Raw genomic sequence first — 20,161 nt, forward strand, 5'->3', positions numbered from 1 at the left:
CAAGTCACGGTTCGGACATGGACCCGCACAAGCGAACCAAACCCTCGCACGACGACACCGATCGTGACCGTGGCGGACCGAACACCGGCCTGAACCAGGTCAACCCCAGCGACACCCCTCGTACCCGCGAGGACGGCCAAAAGGGCCACCAGGGCGGTGAGCCGCACGACGTCCGGCCGAGTCAGCTGCAGCCGAACCGCGACCGCCAGAACGACGGACACCGCGACCTCGGCTTCGACGCCTTCGATCCGCGTGAGATCCGCCGGCGCGGTACGGATACGCAGGGCAAGCCGTGAGCGGCCCCCTCGCCGCGACCCCGCGTCCGTGACGGACGCGCGAGCCCTGGCCCGCGCGTCCGTCACGTCGCCGATCGCCGACGACCGCCGCCGCCTCGCGCATGAACCGGGCATGCGCGCTCGCATCGGCGTCCTCCTGGGCCTCCTGCTCTGCGGCTGTGCCGAGAGCCTCACCCGTCGCATGGTCCCTGCCGCGCTCGACGAGGGCGTCGGCTTCTTCGAGGACCCCGAGTCGCAGCGCCGCATCGAGCGCCTGATGCTCGACCCGCAGGTGCAGCACGCCGCGCGCGAGCTCAGCAAGTCGATGGTCGGCGGCGTCGTCGACGCGGTGACCGACGACGCCCGCCAGGCCGAGCTGCGCGAGGCCTCGACGAAATACATCGAGGCCGTCGCCGGCGCCGCCGCTCGCAGCCTGCGCAGCGACCTCGGCCCGGCCGCGGCCGAGGCCGCCCGCCACGCTGTCGCCCAGGTACTGGCCGCCGGCCTGTCCCCGGAGACACGTCAGGACATGCGCGCCCTGGCCCAGTCGTTGACGCAGGCGACCGTCGACGGCCTGATGGAGTCGGCCGGCCGCGGCCTGCGCCACCAGCTCGGCCCGGCCGTGCGCGCGGTGATCGAGGACGATCTCGGCCCGAGCCTGCGCACGATGATCGCCCGCGACGTCGCGCCGAGCCTGCGCCAGGCGCTGGCGACCGAGCTGACCCCGGCGCTGGCTCTGGCCGCGCGCGAGGTGACGCACCAGATCGTGATCGGCGGCCACGACGGCCTCGAGGAGCTGCGCTTCCGCGAGCGCGCCGGGCAGTTCCAGGTCGATTTCTGGAGCCGCCTCGACGGGCTGCTCCACAAGGGCATGCAGCTCAGCGCGCTCGTGGCGTGGGGGCTCGGCGCGGTGGTCCTGGTGCTGGCGATCCTGTTCGGTCGCGCGATCGTCCTGCGCCGCCGCCTCGACGAGGAGCGCCTCCGCAGCGAACGCATGCTGCTCGGGGTGATGCACGGCCTGCAGCAGGGCAGCGACAAGCCCGACATCGAGGCCTTCCTCGCCCACCTGCGCGAGCGCGACCCCGACCTCGCCGACGAGACCTTCATGGAGAGCCTGGCCCGCCGCGTGTCCCAGCCCGGCGGCCGCCCCGGCCGACCCCGCCGCCGGCTCTGAGCATGTCCCTTCGGACATGTTTAATCAGAGGCCCGCCGCCATGTGTCACATGTCCATCAGGACATGTGACGCATGATCGATTGCATCGAGTCCCATGACCCCGCCGGCGACGATTCACATGGCCTCTCGGACATGTCCATGGAATCACGACGAGCGACGCCTCGCGCTCGCCTCCCCGATGCCGGCGAGCCGCCCCCGAGCTCCGTCGATCCTCGCAGCCTCGCCGCGCAGAGGCTCACCCACCGGCTCCGGACGGCGTTTGCAGCGAACGCTTGCGCGCGGTGATGCCGGCATGCACCTTCATCGGGCCCATGGCGCTTCGCACGGCCCGGTCGCCCCGCCTGCTCTCGTTTTCGCGCCGCGCCACGATCGCGGCCCTCGCGGTGCTGACGGGCGGCTGCGGGGGAGACGACGCGTGCGGGTCGCTCGCGGCCCTGTGCGCCGGCGAAGCGCGCGGGCTCCAGCTCGCCACCCGGGTCACGGGCGCCGTCGCGGTCGACCTCGACGGTGACGGCGTGGTCGAGATGGTCGCGACCGGCGACCATCTGGGGCGGCAGCTCGTCGTCGGCAGCCGCGGCGGCCGGCGCTCGAGCGTGACCTTCGAGGAGATCCCGGGGCCCGTCGTGGCGCTGGAGCGCGAGTTCGCGGTGCTGTTCCCTGGCGCGCAGCGAGTGGCGATCTTCGGCCTCGACGGCGACGGGCGGCTCGAGCGACGGCGGGACATCCTGCTGGCCGATGCCCCGTCCGGGCTCGTCAGCGGCGATCTCGACGGCGACGGCCGGCGCGAGCTGGTCGTGACGATGCGCCAGCTCGGCACGGTCGCGGTGATCGATCCACGGACCGGCGACATGCGGACCTACCCCGCCGGCAAGTTCCCCACCGGGCTCGCGCTCGGCGACGTCGACGGCGACGCGCACCTCGACGTCGTCGTCCTCGGTCGCGCGGCGCTGCAAGTGCTGCGCGGCGGCGGCGACGGCACGCTGAAGCCTCGGCGCGCGAGCCCGGCTCCGGACGACATGACGACGGTGGTGCTCGCCGATCACGACGGCGACGGCGACCTCGACGCGCTCACGCGCGGCTCCATAGAGGCCGTCGAGCTGCACCGCAACGACGGCGCGGGCCGGTTCTCGAGCCCCATCTCGCTGCCGTTCGGCGCCACGCAGCTGAGCGGCGCCGGGCTGGCGGCGGCGCCGGTCACCGCCGCGGGCCTGGCCGGCGTCAGCGTCCCGGGCGGCAGCGTGCTCACCACCTGGTTCGGCAAGGGCGCGACCTGGCTCGGGCACAGCGACGTGATGCTGCACCGCGAGTCGACCTGGGTCGGCGGCGGCACGGACAGCGGGCTGCTCGTCGGCGGCGAGGGGTTCGTGACGCCCTACGCGTACGCCCGCGGCCGGCTGCCGGTCGAGATCGGGCAGGCGGGGGATATCCACGTCACCGATGACGAGCGGGTGCTGGCGACCGGCGATCTCGACGGCGATCACCTGCTCGACGTCGTCGCCGCGGGAGCGGGGCAGGTCGGGGTGTTCAGCGGCCGCGCCGAGCCCGGGCTGCAAAAAATCACCTCGTGGTCGAGCTCGACGACGTGGGCGCTGACGATCGCCGAGCTGACCGGCGACGGCCGCCCCGACGTCCTCGTGATGGGTGAGCAATGGCTGGCCGTCGCCATGGGCGGCGAGCTCGGGCCAGCGCCGCCGCAGGCGCCCGAGATGGTGGATGCGACGGCGCGCGAGTTGACGCCGCTGCGCACGGGGCCGGACACGCCGGCCGTCGTGGTCGCCGTGGCCGCCAACCACGCCGTCCTGCCGGCGGTGCTCGCTCCGGCGGTGCTGCTGCGATTCACCGGCGACGGCCATCTGCTTGACGAGCGTGTGCTCGGCGAGGGGCTCGCCGCCGCCCGGGTGCTCGCAGTCGACTTCGACGACGACGGCGTCGACGAACCATTGATCCTGGGCAAGCGCGACGGTGCGATCGTGCTGGTGCACGCGAGCCCCGACGGCGACGGTTACAGCCTCGGCGCCGAGCACGACCTCGCGGCGCTGTCGGGCGTGCCCGCGGAGAAGTTCTACATCGATCGCCTGGCGGTGGGGGACCTCGACGGCGACGGCGCCCCGGAGGTCGTGGCCTCGTCGTCCGAGGGCGCGGTGGTGGTGTCGGGGCTGGCCGACGACGCGCCGACAGCGACCGTGTCGTCCGAGCTCGGCGTGCCGACCCACCTGCGCGACCTCGACGGCGACGGCCGGCTCGACTCGGTCGCGCTCGGCAGCTACAGCTACGGCTTCCGGCGCGGGCTCGGCGACGGCCAGTTCGACGACTCGCAGGCCCCTGTGGCGATCGCCGGCGGCGCCGTGATCGAGCTGGCGGCCCGACCCGACGCGCAGTTCGACATGGTCACGCTCGGAGGCGCCGGGCTGCGGATCCACCTGCTCCGCGACGTCATGCGCCCGGCCGAGGCCGACCAGCCGTTCAACTTCCTCGGGCCGGTCGCCGAGCTCGCGTCCGCCGACATCGACGGGGACGGCCACGACGACCTCGTGACCGCGTGCCGGCTGGAGAGCGGCGGCGTGGCGGTGGTGTGGGGCAGCGAGGACGCCCGCCTGGACCGCAGCGACGGCGAGAACGGCAGGAGCGAGAACCGCGGGCTCGCGATCGGCGATCTCGACGGCGACGGCCTGCCCGAGGTGCTTTCGGCGGCCAGCGGTTACTGGGTCCGGATCCACGACGTCGGCCGCGAACCCGCGGGCAAGTACGCGTCCCTGGACTTCCTCCACTCGCTCGAGCGCGCCGAGGACCTGGCGATCGACGACGTCGACGACGACGGCCTGCCGGACATCCTCGCGCTCGCGTACGCCCGCGAGCCGGAAGAGCAGGTGATCCTGTACGTCGCGTACGGCACCGAGCGGCTGAAGTTCGCCCCGTGGCAGCCGGTGGCGGCGGTGCCCGGGCTCAAGCGGGGCGGGCTCGAGGTCGGCGACGTCGACGGCGACGGCGGGCTCGATCTGCTGATCCGCGCGCCCGTGGAGCACCCATCCCTGCTGCTCCGGTCCCAGGGGCCGCGCTCGTGGACCGAGCCGCAGGCGCTGCCGGGGACCACGGCGCTGTTCGGCCCGCGCGACGCCGACGGGCGCGTCGAGCTCGTCTCGCACGAGGGCACGACGGTCTACCGCCACGTCGACGGCGACCCCGCCCGGCGGGTCGCGCTCGTGCAGCACGAGCTGCTGGTGGAGGGCGCGCTGCGGCAGGTCGGCGACGCTGACGGCGACGGTCGCTACGACCTCGTGACCACCGGGCCCGGCGCCACCTATGTGTGGCCGCTCGGCGACGGCGAGCCGAGGCCGATCGAGCTCTTCGACGAGAAGCTCGCCGCGGTCCAGTTCCCCGACATCGACGGCGACGGCCGCCCGGACATCGTCGGCCTGGACACCCAGGGCCGGATCGTCGTCCGCACCAGCCGCCGGTGACGGCCGCCCGGACATCGGCCAGATCTTTGTCCGCACCAGCCGCCGGTGACGGCCGCCCGCCTCCGAAGGGCGTGTCCGCGTCGGCATGTCCTCGGAGCCACGTTCGCGGGGCGCCCCGCCCCCGCGCCTCGGTCTTCTCATGTCTTCAAGGACATGATCTCGAGAACATGCCCTCGAGAACATGCCCTTCCAGACATGCCCCTTCGGGCATGTCCCTCAGAACCGGCCCTGCAGCACGAGCCCGGCCCCGCCGCGCAGCCAGGTCGGCGCCAGGCCGAGCTCGCGGCGGGCCCGCTGCTGGCCGGCCGCGCCGGCGCCGATCAGGCCGATGCCGGTGACCACCAGCACCCCGCCGGCCACCGCGGTGGCGATCGCCAGGGTGTTGGCGACGGTGCCCTGGTCGAGCAGGTCGCGATAAACAGTGGGGTCGGTGACCCCGTCGGCCTTGGCGGCCTCGCCGTCGCGGTCGACGCGGGCTCCGCGGGCCAGGCCGAAGGCCATCACGCCGAGGGCGATCGCGCCGGCGCCGGTCAGCGCGCCGCCGGCGATCGTGAGCCGGCGCGAGCGCTTGGCCTCGCGCTCGGCGGCCGCGCGCCGGGCCTCGGCCTCGCGCGACGCGCTGGCTTTCTCGGCCGCAAGGCGGGCCTCGGCCTCGCCGTCGTCGCGGCCCTCCGCGGCCTCGGTGGCGGCCTTCTTCTCGGCCGCCTCGCGCGCCTCGGCGTCGGCGATCTTCGCCCGCAGCTCGTCGAGCGTGCCCTGCACCTTGGCGGTCGTGGTCGTGTCCTTGGCGCTGATCGTCTTGAGGTAGTTGTCGAACAGCCGCTCGGCCTTGCGCAGGTACACGAGCTGCGGGTCGAGCTCGTACGCCTCGACGCACGCCTGGGCGATCTGGTAGGCGAGCACGTTGCGCCGCTTGTCGTACGCGGCCTCGTTCGGCAGCGCCGCGTAGGCCTGCGTCCACAGCTCGATCGCGCCGGCGTAGTCGGCCGTCTCGAAGCGCGTCTGCGCCTCCTGCGCGAGCGCGCTGATCTTCGCGTTGAGCTCGTCGCCCGCCTTCGTGGGGGCAGCCGCGCCAGCCTCGGGCACCGCTGCCGCGAGGGTCAGCGCCGCCGCGAGCCCCGCGGCCAAGCATCGCCGCCCGTGCCTCGCCATCGCCATAAGCGGCCTCGATACTATGCCGGCGGCCGCCACGGCGACAAGGCTCAGTTCCGCGCGAGCGCGCCGGCGGGACGTTGACCGCGTGTCTTTTAGGACAGGTCCGTGCGGACGTTGCACCGTCGGCACTTCCTCGTCGATACTGCCGACGATGGCGCGCCCGCTCCTCGTCGCCTGGGCGCTCGCGCTCAGCGCCTGCTTCACCGGCGGATTCCTGTCCGGCCAGCCCTGCACCGCCGACAGCGACTGCGGCCCGAGCCTGCGCTGCGAGGCCGGCGTGTGCGGCGGACCGACGGCGCAGACCAGCCCGACTTCGACCTCGACGGCGACCGCGACGCCGACCTCGACCACCACCGCGGGCGACGCGACCACCGTCGAGCCGACCTCGACTTCGACGACCACGACCACCGGCGACACCACGCTGACGCCGCTGACGAGCAGCACGACGTCCACCACCGAGGACGAGACCACCGGCGGCGGCTGCGGGATCGGCCGGTGCAAGGACCTCGACATCCTGTTCGTCGCCGACAACTCGCCGAGCATGTTGATCAAGACCCTGATCCTGCTCGACTTCATCACCACCTTCGGCACCGAGATGATCCCCGAGCTGCGCAAGGCCTGCAGCGTGCACCTCGGGGTGATCACCACCGACGCCTACCCGCACAACCCGCCCGAGTGCCAGAAGATCGGCGCGCTGGTGTCCGCCGACAACAACGAGAACGCCTGTGTGCTCGCCGAGGGCAAGCCCTACGCGACCATGGCCGACCTCGACATGCCGCTCACGCTCGAGTGCCTGTTCAACATCGGCTCCGACGGCGACAACGACGAGCGCCCGGTCGACGCCCTGTTCTCGACAGTCGGCGCGCTCGACCCGTCGCTCAACCCCGGCTGTAACCAGGGCTTCTACCGCCCGGGCGCGTTCCTCACCATGGTCCTGGTGGCCGACGAGGACGACGACAACAACGACGCCCAGGGCCACGACGGCTCCGAAGAGATCTTCGAGTCGTTCTGGGCCGGTTCGCTGGCCAACCTCAAGCCGACCGGGATCGACGACCTCTACATGGTCGGCCTGCTCGGGGACCCCAAGATGGGCCAGCAAGCCTGCCCGTGGAACCCGAGCGAGGAGCCCGACGGCTTCGGCACCGAGACCACCCCGAAGCTGCGCGGTTTCATCCAATCGCTGCCCCCGGAGCGCTACGCGCTCGGCACGCTGTGCAACGTGGTGCCGGGCGGCACCGCGTTCAAATCGCTGATGGAAGAGTTCCGCAACGAACTGCGCGTCGCCTGCGGGGCGTGAGCGGCGCGGGCTGGCGTTGCGGTATCGTGATCGACGTGAGTGCCGAGAAGCAGCCCTCGTCGGCGACCGGGGCCGAGCCCGTCGCCGCGCCTGCCCCCACGGTCCCTGGCCCGCCCCCCGGCCCGCCTTCGCTCAAGTTCCCCGCGCCGCCCACGGCCCCGGCAGCGGCGCCCCGCGCCCCGGTGCTCGCGCCGCCGCCGACGTTCAAGCTGCCCGCGCCGCCGCCCCTCGGATCGCCACGACCGGGATCCCCGGGCCTCGCGCCGCTGTCCGCTCCCGTCGCCGCGCCGGCGAGCACGACGAGCTCCGCTGCCGTCGCGCCGCCGACGTTCACCGCGCCCGTGCCCGCGCCCACGCTCGCGGCCCCGAAGTTCTCCGCGCCGATCGCTGGGCCCGTCGCAACTCCGACGCTCGCGCCACCGATCGCTGCGTCGCCCGTCGCAGCACCGACGCTCGCTGCACCGCTCGCTGCCCCGACGCTCGCTGCACCACTCGCTGCCCCGACGCTCGCAGCACCGCTCGCTGCGCCGCCCGTCGCAGCACCGACGCTCGCCGCCCCGGCTCCGAAGCTCGCGTCACCCGTCGCTCCGCCCGTCGACCCGACGCCGCTCGCGGCCCAGATCACCGCGTCGACCGCCGAGGCCTCGATCCTCGCCGCCTCCGCTGCGCCGCTCGCCGCGATCCCGTCGCTCGCGGCGCTGGTCGCCCCTCTGCGCGAAGATGTGCCGTCGTCGAGCGCTGACGCCGACGAGCTGGCCGTCGCCGTCGAAATCGAGCCCATCGCATCGCCGGCGCCTGCGCCCGCGATCGAGACGCCGACGCGGATGTCGGGCTCGAACTCCTCGGGCTTCAGCCACCCGCCGATGCCGGCGCCGGCGACCATCCACGAGGGCGAGGTCCTGGCCGACCGCTACCGCGTGCACCACCGCCTCGGCAAGGGCGGCATGGGCGAGGTCTACCTCGCCGAGCACATGGACATCGGCCGCAAGGTCGCCATCAAGACCCTCAACGCCCACCTGCAGGACAAGCCGGAGATCGCCGAGCGCTTCATGCAGGAGGCGCGCACCTCCTCGCGGGTCCGCCACTCGAACATCGTCGACATCACCGACTTCGGCAAGACCGACCACGGCGCGCCGTTCTTCGTCATGGAGTACCTCGAGGGCGAGGACCTCAAGACGGTGCTCAAGCGCGAGCGCGTGCTGCCGTGGGAGCGCGCCCGCGACATCATCCTGCAGGTGTGCGCCGCACTGGCGGCCGCGCACGCGCACGGCGTGGTCCACCGCGACCTCAAGCCCGACAACATCTATCTCGTCCGCCAGGACGAGCAGGAGCTGGTCAAGGTGCTCGACTTCGGCATCGCCAAGGTCGTCAGCGAGGCCGGCAACGAGATGACGCAGACCGGGGTGCTGCTCGGCACGCCCGAGTACATGTCGCCGGAGCAGGCCCAGGACCAGCCGCTCGACGGCCGCTCGGACATCTACGCGATGGGCGTGCTGATGTTCCGCATGTTCACCGGCCGCCTGCCGTTCCGCGCCAAGGCGTTCATGGCGGTGCTGGGCATGCACATGCAGCAGCCGCCGCCGCGGCCGAGCGAGGTCGACCCGAACCACCCGGTCGGCGAGCGCCAGGAGGCGGTGATCCTGCGCTGCCTGGCCAAGCAGCCGGAGCAGCGGTTCCAGACGGCCGACGAGCTGGCGGCGGCGATCCGGGCGATCGACGCCGCGGGGGCGTTCGACATCCACTTCGAGGTGGTCCCGGCCCCGCCGCCGCGCCGCCTGCTCGGGCCCGTGCTCGCGGCCGTCGGCCTGGCCGCGGCCGTCGGCCTGGCGGTGTTCATGGCGGTCCGACCGTCTGGCTCTCCGGACATGCCCGAAAAGCCAGCCCCGATGTTGGCCGCCGCCCCGTCCGAGCCGGCCGAGGCCGCGCCCCTGAACACCCCGCCCGCGGCCGAGCCGCCGACGACCCCGCCGGTCGGATCGCCGCCGCTCGCCGAACCTGTCCCCGAGGACATCCCGCCCGAGCCCGAGCCCGCGGGCAAGCCGGCGAAGAAGGCCAAGGAGCCGAAAGAGCCGAAGCAAGCCGCGATCGCCAAGGCCCCGCCGAAATCGCAGGGCCCGCTGGCCGCGCTCGGCGACGCCGAGATCAAGGCGGCCACGGCCGGTCTGGCCGGCGCGCTCAAGGAGTGCGCGGAGCTGGGGATCCCCGGGACCCCCTACAAGGTCGACGTCGAGGTCGGCACCACCGGCAAGGTCACCAGCGCGACCGCCCACAAGCCGGCCCGCGGCTCCGACCTCGGCAACTGCGTCGAGGAGGCGGCCAAGCGGGCCCGCTTCCCCACCCTCACGGCGCCGCAGAAGGTCACCCTGGCGCTGCGGCTGTGACCGCCCATGCCTGTATCTTCCCGCCAGGTGAAGGCCGCGCCGCGTGCGGGCGACGCCGGACCGCGCGGAGGACCCGATCTCTTCGGCTGTCCCTTCATACATGTCGAAAGAAACATGTCTGTGAGCCCATGCCCCTCAGGGCATGTCCTCTCGAACACCCTCCCCCGCTCCGCCCTTCGGCCCCGGCGCCGGTGGTCGCGTCACGCGGCGTGACCGCGCCCGACCCGGGCAGCGCCGCCGACGCTCCGCCGGGTCAAGCTCGGCCGTCATGTCCGCCCCGGCTCAGCCCGGGCAGATCTGGAAGGCGTCGGCGCCGAGGTTGTTGCCGGGGTGGCAGTCGGCGATCTTGTCGTCGGGGTCGACGTCGACGAACACGTTGCCCGTGCCGGCGAGGTTGGCGACGCACTGGACGACCTCGCACTGGCCGGGTTGCAGCAGCATCGTCGTCGCGGCCTCGCAGACGACCGTGGCCATGCTGACGTCCTGGTCCAGGGTCATGGTCTCGAGGAAGGCGACGGTGACGCCGTCCTGGACCGCGTTGGTGCCGCGGTTGCACACCTCGGCGGTCAGCTCGATCTCGCCGGCCCCGAAGGAGCACAGCTCACCGATCTCCGCCAGCTCGACGGTGAGGTCGGCGATCTGCAGGGCGCCGACGTCGCCCTGGCTGTTCTGGCGCAGGTCGTTGAGGCCTGGCGTCTGCCAGTTGTTCTTGAACTCGCTGCGCGGCGGGACGCGGGCGTCGTCGGTGACGTGCGTGACGGAGTAGACGTGCTGGTTCCACACCGGCCGGGAGTTGGCCCAGCGGTCCATCGGATCGCGGTAGATGGCGAAGCCGGTCGAGGCCTTGAACGGGCCGCCCTCGGGGAACAGCGGGTCGGTCGCCGGGCAGCCGCCGGCCGGGGTGCGCGGGACGATGATCTCGGTGGCGAAGTCGCCGTCGACGTCGGCGATCGTCGGGTAGTCGAGGCCGGTCGCGCTCGAGGCCGGGGTGCTGAAGAGGACGGCGCCGGACTTGCCGTCGTAGACGCGGAGGTAGCACTCGTCGCGGTAGACGGCCTCGCCGTCGCCGTCGCCGTCGAAGTCGAAGATCGACGATCCCGTGGTCCTTGACGACTGGTCGTCCGAGGGCTGGGCCCACAGGACGCCGTCGGGCAGGTCCTTGGCCACCTGCTCGGGGGCGCGTTCGCAGGTGCCGCCCGGGCGCTCGGGCGGGCTCATGCCCATGAGCGACGCCTGGCAGTCGGGGTCGTAGACGACGTACTGCTCGGCGCCGGCGGAGGCGAACTCGACCTGGCCGTCGCCGTCGAAGTCGCTGATCGTGATCGGGCCGCCCTCGTCGGGATCGTCGGCGGGGCCGGTCTTGTAGGTCTCGATCGGGCCCCAGACGACGGCGCCGTCGAGCGTCTGCACGCGGATCTGCCCCTTGTCGCCGGGCGCCGACAGGACGACGACCTCGGGCTGCTGCGCCGGATCGACGCCGGGGAGGTTCGAGTAGAGGCCGACGTCGGCGACGCCGGTGAAGCCGTTCAGTTGCATCGGGTTGGCGACGAACCATGGCTTCTCGACCCACTCGGTGGTCACCTCGTCCCAGCCAGCGACGCTGCGCGCGGTCACGAGGTCCATCTGCCCGTCGAGGTCGACGTCGGCCGCGTACTCCATGCCGGTGGCCTCGCTCTTCAGCCAGGTGGTGAGCAGGCAGCCCTCGGCGTCGAACACCTGACGGCCGACGAGGATCTCCGGGCGGTCGTCGTCGTCGAGGTCGACGAGCAGCGGGCTGGCGAGGGTGCTGCCGCTGCTGAAGTAGAGCGCCATGTCGTTGTTGTCACAGTCGCGGCCGTACCACATGCGCTCGAGCACTGGCGCGTCGACCGTGGAGTCGATGCGCACGGCGTAGAGCCGGACCTCGTCGCCGTCGTCGTCGGAGTTGAGGTGGTAGCTGACGAGCTCGGGGTGGCCGCCCTGCGGGACATCGCCGTCGAGGTCGCCGACCGCCCAGGTGGCGGCGTAGGCCGGGCGGTTCTTGAAGTCGGGCTCGTCGACGCCGCCGAGGCGCATCTGCTCCTCGCAGGTGCGGCCGTCGAACACGCGGAGGGTGCCGAGGCGGTTGGCGTTGGCGACATGGAAGGTGGTGACGATGATCGAGGGCTGGAGCTTGCCCGGGTCCTTGTCGAGGTTAAGGTCGGCGATCGACGGGGTGGTATAGATGCGGTTCGAGGCCGCGGTCGGGTCGTCGGCGGCGGTGCCCGTCCACTCGCACTGCAGGGTGGGGGTGACGCCCTCGGGGATCGGGGGCTTGGTGCAGTCGGGGTCGTTGATGACGGAGGGGGGGACGTCGTAGGGGATGCACACGCCGTCGGCGTCGCAGTAGGAGTCGCCGGGGCAATCGTCGTGGGTGAGGCAAGGACCGAGGTCGGGGATGCAGGTCTCGTACTTGCAGATGAAGTTGTCGGGGCAGCCGCCGCAGGCGGGGTCACCCGTGGTCTCGACCGTGGTCGCGGTCGGGTCCGTCGAGGTGCCGGTCGGCGGATCGACGGGCTCGGTCGTGCCGGTGTCGGGCTGAGACGTGCCGGTGGTCAGGGGCAGCGCGGTCGTGCTGCCCGGGCTCCCGGTCGGGTCGCTGGCCGTGGGATCGCCATCGGTGCTGGAACCCGCCGAGGTGCTGCCTTCGTCGCCGCATCCGGCCGCCCACGTCACCGCACCCACCAAAACCCACGGACTCCAATGCATTCGCATCGGTGCATCGTCGACAACGAGGCGGGCGACGTCAAGCCGCGACCCCGCGCGTGCGCGGTCGTCTGGCCCGAGGGACAGGTGATGAAGAATCGTGGACGGGCGCCGGGGGACGGAGGCCTCGGTCGCCCTCGACGCGCCGCGTGCACCCGCGAGCGAGCAGCGCTCGCATGCGGCGACTCCCCGCGAACGCGGACATGGCGGAGGCGCGCACCTGTCCCGGGGGACAGCGAGCGCGTTCAGCTCTTCGGCACCAGCGCCGCCGCGCGGACCGGGTCGAGGCCGGCGAGGCGGGCCAGCGCCGCGTCGACGATCGCCTTCTCGGCCGGCTGGGCCTTCGGCGCGCTGCGGACGTGGCCCTCGAGGCAGCGGGCCGCCAGCTCCGGCTCCCACGTCTCGAGCTGTTGCCCGTCGATCTCCGCGACCAGCCCGGCGAACAGCGAGCGGGCCAGGCCCATCTCGCCGCCGTCGAGGCACGCCTCGGCCAGCTCGACGCGGCGGAGGAAGCGGGACCGGCCGCCGGCCGCCGACTGCACACGCGCGGCTCCGAGGCGCAGGCCCTCCTCGCGCTTGCCGCGGAGCAGGCCCTTGATCTGCGCGATCGCGGCGTCGTCGATCCCGCTGGCCACCGGCGCCGCGATCACGATCTGCGCCGGCCCGCCCGCGGCCACGGCCACCGGCGCACCGCCACCACCACCGCCACCGCCGCCGCCGCCGCCGCCGAGCGCCTCGCGCTCGAGCAGCGTCCGGGTCGCGTCGTTGCACAGCGGCGCGCCCGAGTTGTCCTTCAGGTCGAAGATCTTCGGCAGCCGCGTCAGCAGGGCGCCGACCTCGGCCAGCAGGCCGCGCAGCGCCGGGTCGTGATCGGCCCCGAGGTTCTTCAGCGCCTCGACGCTGTAGCGGTGCAGGTCGAGCGTGAAGCGGTTCATCGGCAGCAGCGACTCGCTGTGCTCGACCAGCTCGGCCCACTTGCCGGCGTTCATCAGCGCCTCGAGGCGGTTGCGTTCGCCCTCGGGCAGGCCGTTGATCGCCGTGTTGCCGTCGGGCCGCGTCGGCGGCGGCGCGGCGATGTAGATCCACAGGCCCGAGCGCAGCAGCCGGTAGGCCAGCGCGTCGCTGGTCTTGGCCCGCCGCAGCGCGTGCCCCAGCTTGACCAGCTCCTCGCCGGTGTTGCGCAGGAACCGGTCGACCGCGGCCAGGTCGGCCGTCGGCGCGGCGGCCACCGTCTTGGGCGGCTCGATTACCGGCGCCGGCTTGGCCGGGCTGGCCTGAGGGACAGGTGGCGGCGCCTGCTGCTGCTGTTGCTGCTGTTGCGGCGGCGGCGGCGGCGGGGCCTCGACCTTCGGCGGCGGCGGCGGTGGCGGCGGCGCGGCCGGCTTGGGCGGCTCGGGCGCGGGGATCGTCAGCAGCAGCTGGTCGATCGACTGCAGCATCAGCCGCAGGTTGGGCGCCTGGTCGGCGTAGCGGGCCCGCGTCACCTGCTGCAGCCGCGTCGCGCTGTCCTTGAGCTGCTCGATCGCCGCGCGCTCGCTCGGCTTCGGCTGCCACGCCGCCAGCTCCGGCTCGATCTGGTCGAGCACCCCGCGCAGCGCCCCCGCGCGGCCGCGCAGGCGGGCCGCCGGCGGGAACGCGGTGTCCCAGAACGTGTCCGCGACCTCGGCGACGATCGCCAGGCCGAGCGCGAGGCCGGCGATGCCGCGCGTCTTGAAGCGCGCCAGCGCCTGGTGGCACACGACCCGCAGGTCCTTGGCCTGGGTCTTCAGCACCGTGTCGGCGTCGCGCACGATCGCCGCCCAGTCGATCGCGCCGCCGGTCGGCGACTGCAGCTTGTCGACCTCGGCCAGCAGGGTCTGGTACTCGGGCGACTCGGTCGGGTCGCGCCCGGCCGGGTTCGGGCCGACGATCGGCACCAGCCACGGGCCGGCGATGTCCTTCGGGGTCGGCTTCGGCGGCGGCTCGGGCGGCGCGGCCACCGGCGGCGGCGCGGCGGCCTCGGGGGCCTGGGCGGGCGGCGGGGCCGCGGGCGCGGCGGATGGCTGTTGGGACATGTCCGACGGGACCTGTCCCGAAGACTCTTCGGGCTGCGCCTCGGCCTTGGGCTCGGGCGGCAGGGTCGCCTGGATGCTGTCGAGGAGGTCGGTCCACTCCTTGAAGGAGGGCACGTGGTCGCCGAGCTTCTCGCGGGCGCGGCCGCGGAGCTGCTTGCTGGCGGTGACGAGGGCGGTGATCGCCGCGCGGTCGGACACCTGCGGCGTGTAGCTCTGCAGCCCGGCGGCGGCGTGCTCGAGCAGCCACTTGAGCGCGGTGCCGCGGCCCTTGAGGCGGGCGACCGGCGGGTACATCGTGTCCCAGAAGCGGTCGAACAGGCCGTCGACGACGAGGACGGCGACGGCGAGGCCGTGGATCCCGCGGGTCTTCTGCAGGGCGAAGCCGAAGTAGGCGGCGACGAGCAGGTCCTTGGCGACCTTGCCGAGGATCTCGCGGCCGAGGCTCTCGACGCGCGGCCAGCCGACGGCCTCGCCGATCGGCGAGTTCTCCTTGTCGACCTCGAGCCGCAGCTCCTGGTAGCGCTCGTCGGTGTTGGGGTTCTTGCCGCCCGGCTCGGCGGCGGAGATCGGCGCGAGCAGAGCCTCGGCCTCCTTGATGAACACCTCGGCGATCGCCACGGCTACCTCCTATTCCCCTCGGCTCACTCGCGCGAGCCCTGGTTCTTCTCGAGCCGACCGAGCAGCGACAGCGTGAACGAGGCGCTGTTGTGCGTGAGGTGCGGCTGCAGCAGCAGCTGACAGCGGTACCACCCGGTCTGACCCTCGACCGCTTCGACCTTGATCGAGGCCTTGCGCAGCGGCTTGCGGGCCCGCGTCTCCCAGTGCGGGTTCTCGACGTCGGACACGAAGCCGCGGAGCCAGTCGGTCAGCTCCTTCTGCAAGGTCTGGCGGCTGTCCCACTGGCCGAGCCGCTCGCTCTGCACGCGCTTGATGTAGTGCGACAGCCGGCACACCAGGAACATGTAAGGCAACTGGGCGCCGAGCCGCTCCGACGCCTGGGCCGCGCGGCCCTCCTCGGTGTCGGCGTAGCGGCGCGGCTTCTGGCTCGACGAGGCCGAGTGGATCATCGCCCCGCCCGAGGCGCGGTCGTAGACGAGGGCGATGAAGCCCTCTTCGCTGAGCATGTGCTCGATGCGGCTGGTGATCAGGCACTCGAACGGGCAGCGCGGCGCCAGCCCGGGCATCGACTGGAACCCGATCTGCGTCAGCCCCTCGATCATCCCGCCGGCGCGCGAGCCGATGATGTACACGCACCAGCGCGTGCGCGCGAAGCTGTCGATCGCCCGCACCGCGAACGCGAACGAGGCCCGGCCCCACAGGTAGTGGTCGTGGTCGTCCTCGACCCGCTCGCGGTAGCGCAGCTCCATGAACGGGTCGCCGTCGACGCGGTACGGCAGGCGCAGCAGGAACCGCGGCAGGCACAGGCCGACGTAGCGCGCGTCCTCGGTGTCGCGGAAGGCGTGCCACAGCCGGTAGCGCGGGCCGCCGAGGATCGCCCGCAGGTCGCGGACGCGTGGCATCTGGTCGAGGCACTCGAGGCCGAAGAACCCGGCCGCGGCGTTGGCGATGAACGGCGAGTGGGCCATCGCCGCGACCGCGGCGCACTGACGCAGCAGCCCGAGGTCCTCGGCGCCGGGGCCGAAGTCGTAGTCGGCCGAGATGAGCCCGTACGGCTTGCCGCCGAAGGTCGCGTAGGCGCTCGAGTACACCAGCCGGTACAGCCCCGACTGCGGGATCTCCGGCGCGTCGGCGAAGTCGTCCGCCAGCTCCTGCTTCGTCACGCTCACCAGCTCGATGAACGTGTTGTCGCCCTCGCGCACGTGCTCGACCACGAACCGCAGCCCGCGCCACGCCGACTCGAGCGCCTGCACCTTCGGGTGGTGCAGGATCAGGTCGAGCTGGCGGGACAGCCGGCGATCGAGCTCGCCGATCATGCTGTCGACGTGGACGGCGTCGACCAGCTCCGGCTGGCGCCAGGCGGCCGCGCGGGCCAGCCCGGCGAGCACCGTCTTCAAGCCCTGGCGGACCCGCGGGCGCTGGCTCTCGGGCACGCTGTCCAGCAGTCCTTCGAGCACGGTGGCCACGGTCAGCTGCCTCCGCAGGGGGTCATGTTGGTGAACAGCCGCTTGGGCGGCAGCACGTCGGCGGCGCGGACCAGCGACAGGAACTGCTTGTTCCCGTTCGGCAGGCCGAAGAACGCGGTGCCGCCGCGGACCCGGCGCGGCCGCACGCGCACGTCGAGCTGGCCGAGGTTGTACGACGTCATGTCGAAGCGGAAGCCGATGACCTCGTCGCCCTTGAACTCGGGCACGGTCGACGGCGGCTTCTCGAGCAGCTCGAACAGGCCCCACTCGCCGGACATCGCCAGCACCTTGTTGGTCTGGCGGCCGTAGGCCTTGAGCGACGCGCCGTGCTCCTCCTTGCCGGGCCAGCGCAAGAGCGTCGGCTTCTCGTTGCCGCACGCGAACTCGATCTTCTTGCCCTCGACGGTGACCTCGACCTTGCTGACCTGCGGGTTGCAGGCCAGGATCATCTCGAAGTCGACGCGCAGCTCCTCGTTCTGGAAGAACACCGTGCCGATGTCCTGGGCCCGGTTGAGGAACCGGATCACGCCGGCGTCGAGCTTGGGCCCGTCGTTGCGGCCGCGGTCGCGCAGCTCGACGGTGTTGCCCTCGAGCACGACGTAGCCGGACAGCAGCTCCTCGCGGGCCTTGCGGATGAAGCCGTTCTCCGGGTGGAAGAACTCCTCGAAGTCGGCCACGGCCGCGTCGCTGCGCGAGTCGGCGGCGAACGGGTAGCGGCCGTTGAAGCGCTCGTACATCGGGTCGACGATGCGCGCGCACCAGTCGGCCACCGCGCCGGTGCCCTGGTCGCGGACCAGCATGCGCAGCAGCTCCTCGAGCGGCGTGACCAGCAGCTTGGTCGTGCCCGCGGTCCAGGTGTCGAGCTCGGCGTCCTGCACCAGCGACTTGGTGAAGTCGATCGCGCCGCGCAGCTGCTCGACCAGCGCCTTCTCCTCTTCCTTGTTCTCGAGCGCCTTGCCGATCGCGTCGCGCAGCTCCTTGAGCCGACCGTGGTACTGGTCGAGCCCCGCCATGCCCTCCTTGCCCTCGGGCGCGACGGCGAAGAGCACCAGGCGCGCGAACTCCCGCCGCACCGCGTCGGCCTTGACCAGCCCGCCGGTGTTCTTGTCCTTGTCCTTGCTCAGCAGGGCCAGCAGCGACTTGTTGTCGCCGTAGTCGTAGTCGTCGACGATCTCCGAGTGGCGCTTGAGCTCCGCGAACACCCGCCACAGCGGCAGGCGCGGGCCCTTGACCAGCTCGCCCATCAGCCGCTTGCCCTCGTCGAGGCTGGTCGGCGGGGCGATCCGCGTGCGCTGGATGAAGCGGCGCCACTCCTCCATGTACATCTTGAAGTACTCGGTCCGCATCTCCGCGCCGCGTCGGCGCTGGCGCTGGCTGGCCTGGGCCTGGTCGAGCCCGAGCACCCACGAGTCGGCCTCGAGCGCGCTCGCCAGCTCGCGCTTGACGTAGGCCCAGCCCTCGATCGTGAACGCCGGCCGCACCTCGGTGCCGTCGTTCTCGAGGTCCGGCAGGCCGGTCAGCGTGCGCAGGTTGATCTTGGCCAGCTCCTGGATGCCGTTGACCTCGTCGACGATCTTGTCGACCTCGGCCCGCACCGAGTCCTCGCGCTTGAGGATCTCCTGCACCTGCTCGATGAGCAGCGGGTCGCGCGGCAGGTTGAAGTCGCTGTCCTGGGCGAGGTCGATGTACTTGTCGACCGCCCGCTCGATCGCGCCGTACTCGGCGGTCCCGGTCTGCGTGCGCGCGCTGCCCGACCAGCGGATCCGCAGCGTCTCGCGCAGGAACTTCGACTCGCCGCTGATCGGCTGCATCTCGTAGTTCTTCTTGTCGCCGGTGACGAGCAGGTAGAACCGCAGCGACAGCCGGTTGCGCACCCGATCCTCGATGTCGGGGATCAGCTCCGGCGACTCGAAGCGGGCCGCGAAGTCACGCAGCTCGGCCTCGGCCTTGTCGCGCAGCGTCGACGTCACGCCGGCGAACATCGCGTCCTTGTAGAAGCCGCGCAGCGGCGGCACGACCTCGTCGCGGAACAGGCCCCACTCGCGCACGTGGTCGACGTCGCCGCCGCCCTCGTCCTCCCAGCGGGCCAGCAGCTCGCGCAGCGGCACGATCTTGCCGCTCTCGACCGGGACGCGGCGGCGCCCGCCGAGCTCGGCCGAGGCGACCGCGCTGGCGTCGGCGGTCTGCTGGTTGAGGTCGCGGTTGCGTCCGGCCGCGCCGGCCGCGTCGAGCGCGATGTAGAGGCCGACCAGCCCGAGCGACGCGCCGACGACGACGCGCTTGACCGTCGACCGCTGCAGCGAGCGCGAGGTCCGGCGGGCCAGGCCGCCGGCCCGCAGCACGTGGGTGCCGATCAGCTCCTCGGTGAAGATGCGCTTGCTCGGGACCGGGTCGGCCGCGGCAGGCGTGAAGCTGCCGCGGGTCTTTCGGGCCAGGTTCTCGAGCACCGCGTCGACGACCGGCTCGCCGTCTTGCATCGCGCTGGTGAGGAACACGCCGCGCAGGCGCACCGGGTCGCCGCCGCGGGCCGCGAGCAGGCGCTGGGCGATGGCGGCGAGCGGCTCCTGCATGCCGGCGATCTGCTGCACGAGCGTGTAGATCCGGCCCTGCCGCGGCGGATCGGGCTCGCGGAAGCGGCTGAGCAGGCGCAGCGCGCGGCGGTCGAGCCAGCCGGCCAGCGCGTCGAAGCGCGAGCGCAGCTCCTTGACCGCGAGCTCCTCGCTGCGGCCGTCGGGCAGCTCGAAGCCCAGCGGCGAGGTCAGCGTCTCGAACGCGCCGAGCACGTCGCCGAAGCCCGACAGGCGATCGAGGCGGGTCACGACCAGGAACACCGGCGCGTGGACCTGCAGGCTCGTCACCAGGTCGGAGACCTCGGCGGCCAGCAGGTCGCCGATCTCGCCGGCGCGGGCGATCGGGTCGGACGCGGAGACGAGGTCGTCGGCGGCGACGCACACGACGATCGCGTGCAGCGGCTGGCGGCGCTTGCTGAGCAGCTTGAGCTCCGCGAGCCACGACTTGCGCAGGTCCTCGCGGTGCGCGAGCGCGTGCGGGACCTCGACGAACACCGCCTGGCCCGGCGCGCTGAACAGCCGCGGCCGGTCCTCCGGCGCCGCGCTGGCGTCGGCGCCCTTGACCGGGCCGTTATGATCGTACTCCGGCAGGCGCTTCGGGTGCGGCCCGCCGAGCAGGCGCGTCTTGCCCTGGCCCTGCAGGCCGAGCACCGCCACCCACGGGGCGTCGGCGCTGGCGCTGACGAGGCGCGGGCGCGCCGGCGCGGTGGCCCGCTGGTGGCGCTCGACGTGCTTGAGCGTGGCCGCGACGTCGCGCAGCCGGTTAGCGAAGTCGAGCTGCTCCTGGCTGGCCTTGGGGTTGGCCTTGTCGACCGCGGCCTTCTTGGCGCGCAGGAAGCTGACGAAGGTGATGATGCCGGCGATGATCACCACCACCGCCATCAGCGCCGCCGTCCACCACACGTACTCCTGCGGCAGCTTGAGGTAGCGGACCGCGGCGACGACGGCGGCGATCGCCGCGCCGGCGAACGTCAGGACGTAGATCATCC

10 protein-coding genes are annotated in these 20,161 nt (G+C 72.7%); 5 read left to right on the plus strand and 5 right to left on the minus strand.

Going from position 1 to position 20,161, the window contains the following annotated elements; translation table 11 throughout:
• Window positions 1-17 precede the first annotated feature (17 nt).
• The 3 genes from POL25_RS29535 (at window position 18) to POL25_RS29545 (ending at window position 4,907) form a co-directional block, all read left to right on the plus strand.
• The gene (locus tag POL25_RS29535) at window positions 18-296 is read left to right on the plus strand and encodes a hypothetical protein (protein ID WP_272089587.1); all 279 of its coding nucleotides are present in this window, start codon (window positions 18-20) and stop codon (window positions 294-296) included.
• Between the two features lie 112 nt (window positions 297-408).
• The gene (locus tag POL25_RS29540; protein ID WP_272089588.1) at window positions 409-1,449 is read left to right on the plus strand and encodes a hypothetical protein; all 1,041 of its coding nucleotides are present in this window, start codon (window positions 409-411) and stop codon (window positions 1,447-1,449) included.
• A gap of 311 nt (window positions 1,450-1,760) precedes the next feature.
• Window positions 1,761-4,907 (plus strand): FG-GAP repeat domain-containing protein, encoded by a 3,147-nt coding sequence (locus POL25_RS29545; RefSeq protein WP_272089589.1) that lies wholly within the window; start codon window positions 1,761-1,763, stop codon window positions 4,905-4,907.
• Between the two features lie 216 nt (window positions 4,908-5,123).
• Here the strand turns inward: POL25_RS29545 and POL25_RS29550 are convergent, their stop codons facing one another.
• Window positions 5,124-6,035: a hypothetical protein gene (locus POL25_RS29550; RefSeq protein ID WP_272089590.1), complete on the minus strand. Its 912-nt coding sequence runs from the start codon at window positions 6,033-6,035 to the stop codon at window positions 5,124-5,126.
• Window positions 6,036-6,213: 178 nt separating this feature from the next.
• Here POL25_RS29550 and POL25_RS29555 point away from each other — a divergent pair, with 178 nt between their 5' ends.
• Together POL25_RS29555 and POL25_RS44580 are read left to right on the plus strand one after the other, a co-directional pair.
• Window positions 6,214-7,359: a hypothetical protein gene (locus tag POL25_RS29555; RefSeq protein WP_272089591.1), complete on the plus strand. Its 1,146-nt coding sequence runs from the start codon at window positions 6,214-6,216 to the stop codon at window positions 7,357-7,359.
• 35 nt (window positions 7,360-7,394) lie between these two features.
• On the plus strand, window positions 7,395-9,740 hold the full coding sequence (locus POL25_RS44580; RefSeq protein ID WP_272089592.1) for a serine/threonine-protein kinase: 2,346 nt from the start codon (window positions 7,395-7,397) through the stop codon (window positions 9,738-9,740).
• Between the two features lie 282 nt (window positions 9,741-10,022).
• On the opposite strand, the gene POL25_RS29565 is transcribed toward POL25_RS44580, so the two are convergent.
• The 4 genes from POL25_RS29565 to POL25_RS29580 all read right to left on the minus strand — a co-directional run bounded on the left by POL25_RS29565 (window position 10,023) and on the right by POL25_RS29580 (window position 20,159).
• Window positions 10,023-12,434: a hypothetical protein gene (locus tag POL25_RS29565; RefSeq protein ID WP_272089593.1), complete on the minus strand. Its 2,412-nt coding sequence runs from the start codon at window positions 12,432-12,434 to the stop codon at window positions 10,023-10,025.
• A 275-nt stretch (window positions 12,435-12,709) separates the two neighbouring features.
• Window positions 12,710-15,136, minus strand: coding sequence for a type VI secretion system protein TssA (tssA, locus tag POL25_RS29570; protein ID WP_272089594.1), 2,427 nt, complete (start codon window positions 15,134-15,136; stop codon window positions 12,710-12,712).
• A gap of 23 nt (window positions 15,137-15,159) precedes the next feature.
• Window positions 15,160-16,602 carry a type VI secretion system contractile sheath large subunit gene (gene tssC / locus POL25_RS29575; RefSeq protein WP_272089595.1) on the minus strand — a complete coding sequence of 481 codons (1,443 nt, stop codon included), beginning with the start codon at window positions 16,600-16,602 and terminating at the stop codon, window positions 15,160-15,162.
• 2 nt (window positions 16,603-16,604) lie between these two features.
• Window positions 16,605-20,159: a type VI secretion protein IcmF/TssM N-terminal domain-containing protein gene (locus POL25_RS29580; protein WP_272091143.1), complete on the minus strand. Its 3,555-nt coding sequence runs from the start codon at window positions 20,157-20,159 to the stop codon at window positions 16,605-16,607.
• Between the last annotated feature and the right edge of the window lie 2 nt (window positions 20,160-20,161).

Origin of the sequence: Nannocystis bainbridge (assembly GCF_028368995.1) — a bacterium.
GTDB classification, from domain to species: Bacteria; Myxococcota_A; Polyangia; order Nannocystales; family Nannocystaceae; genus Nannocystis; species Nannocystis bainbridge.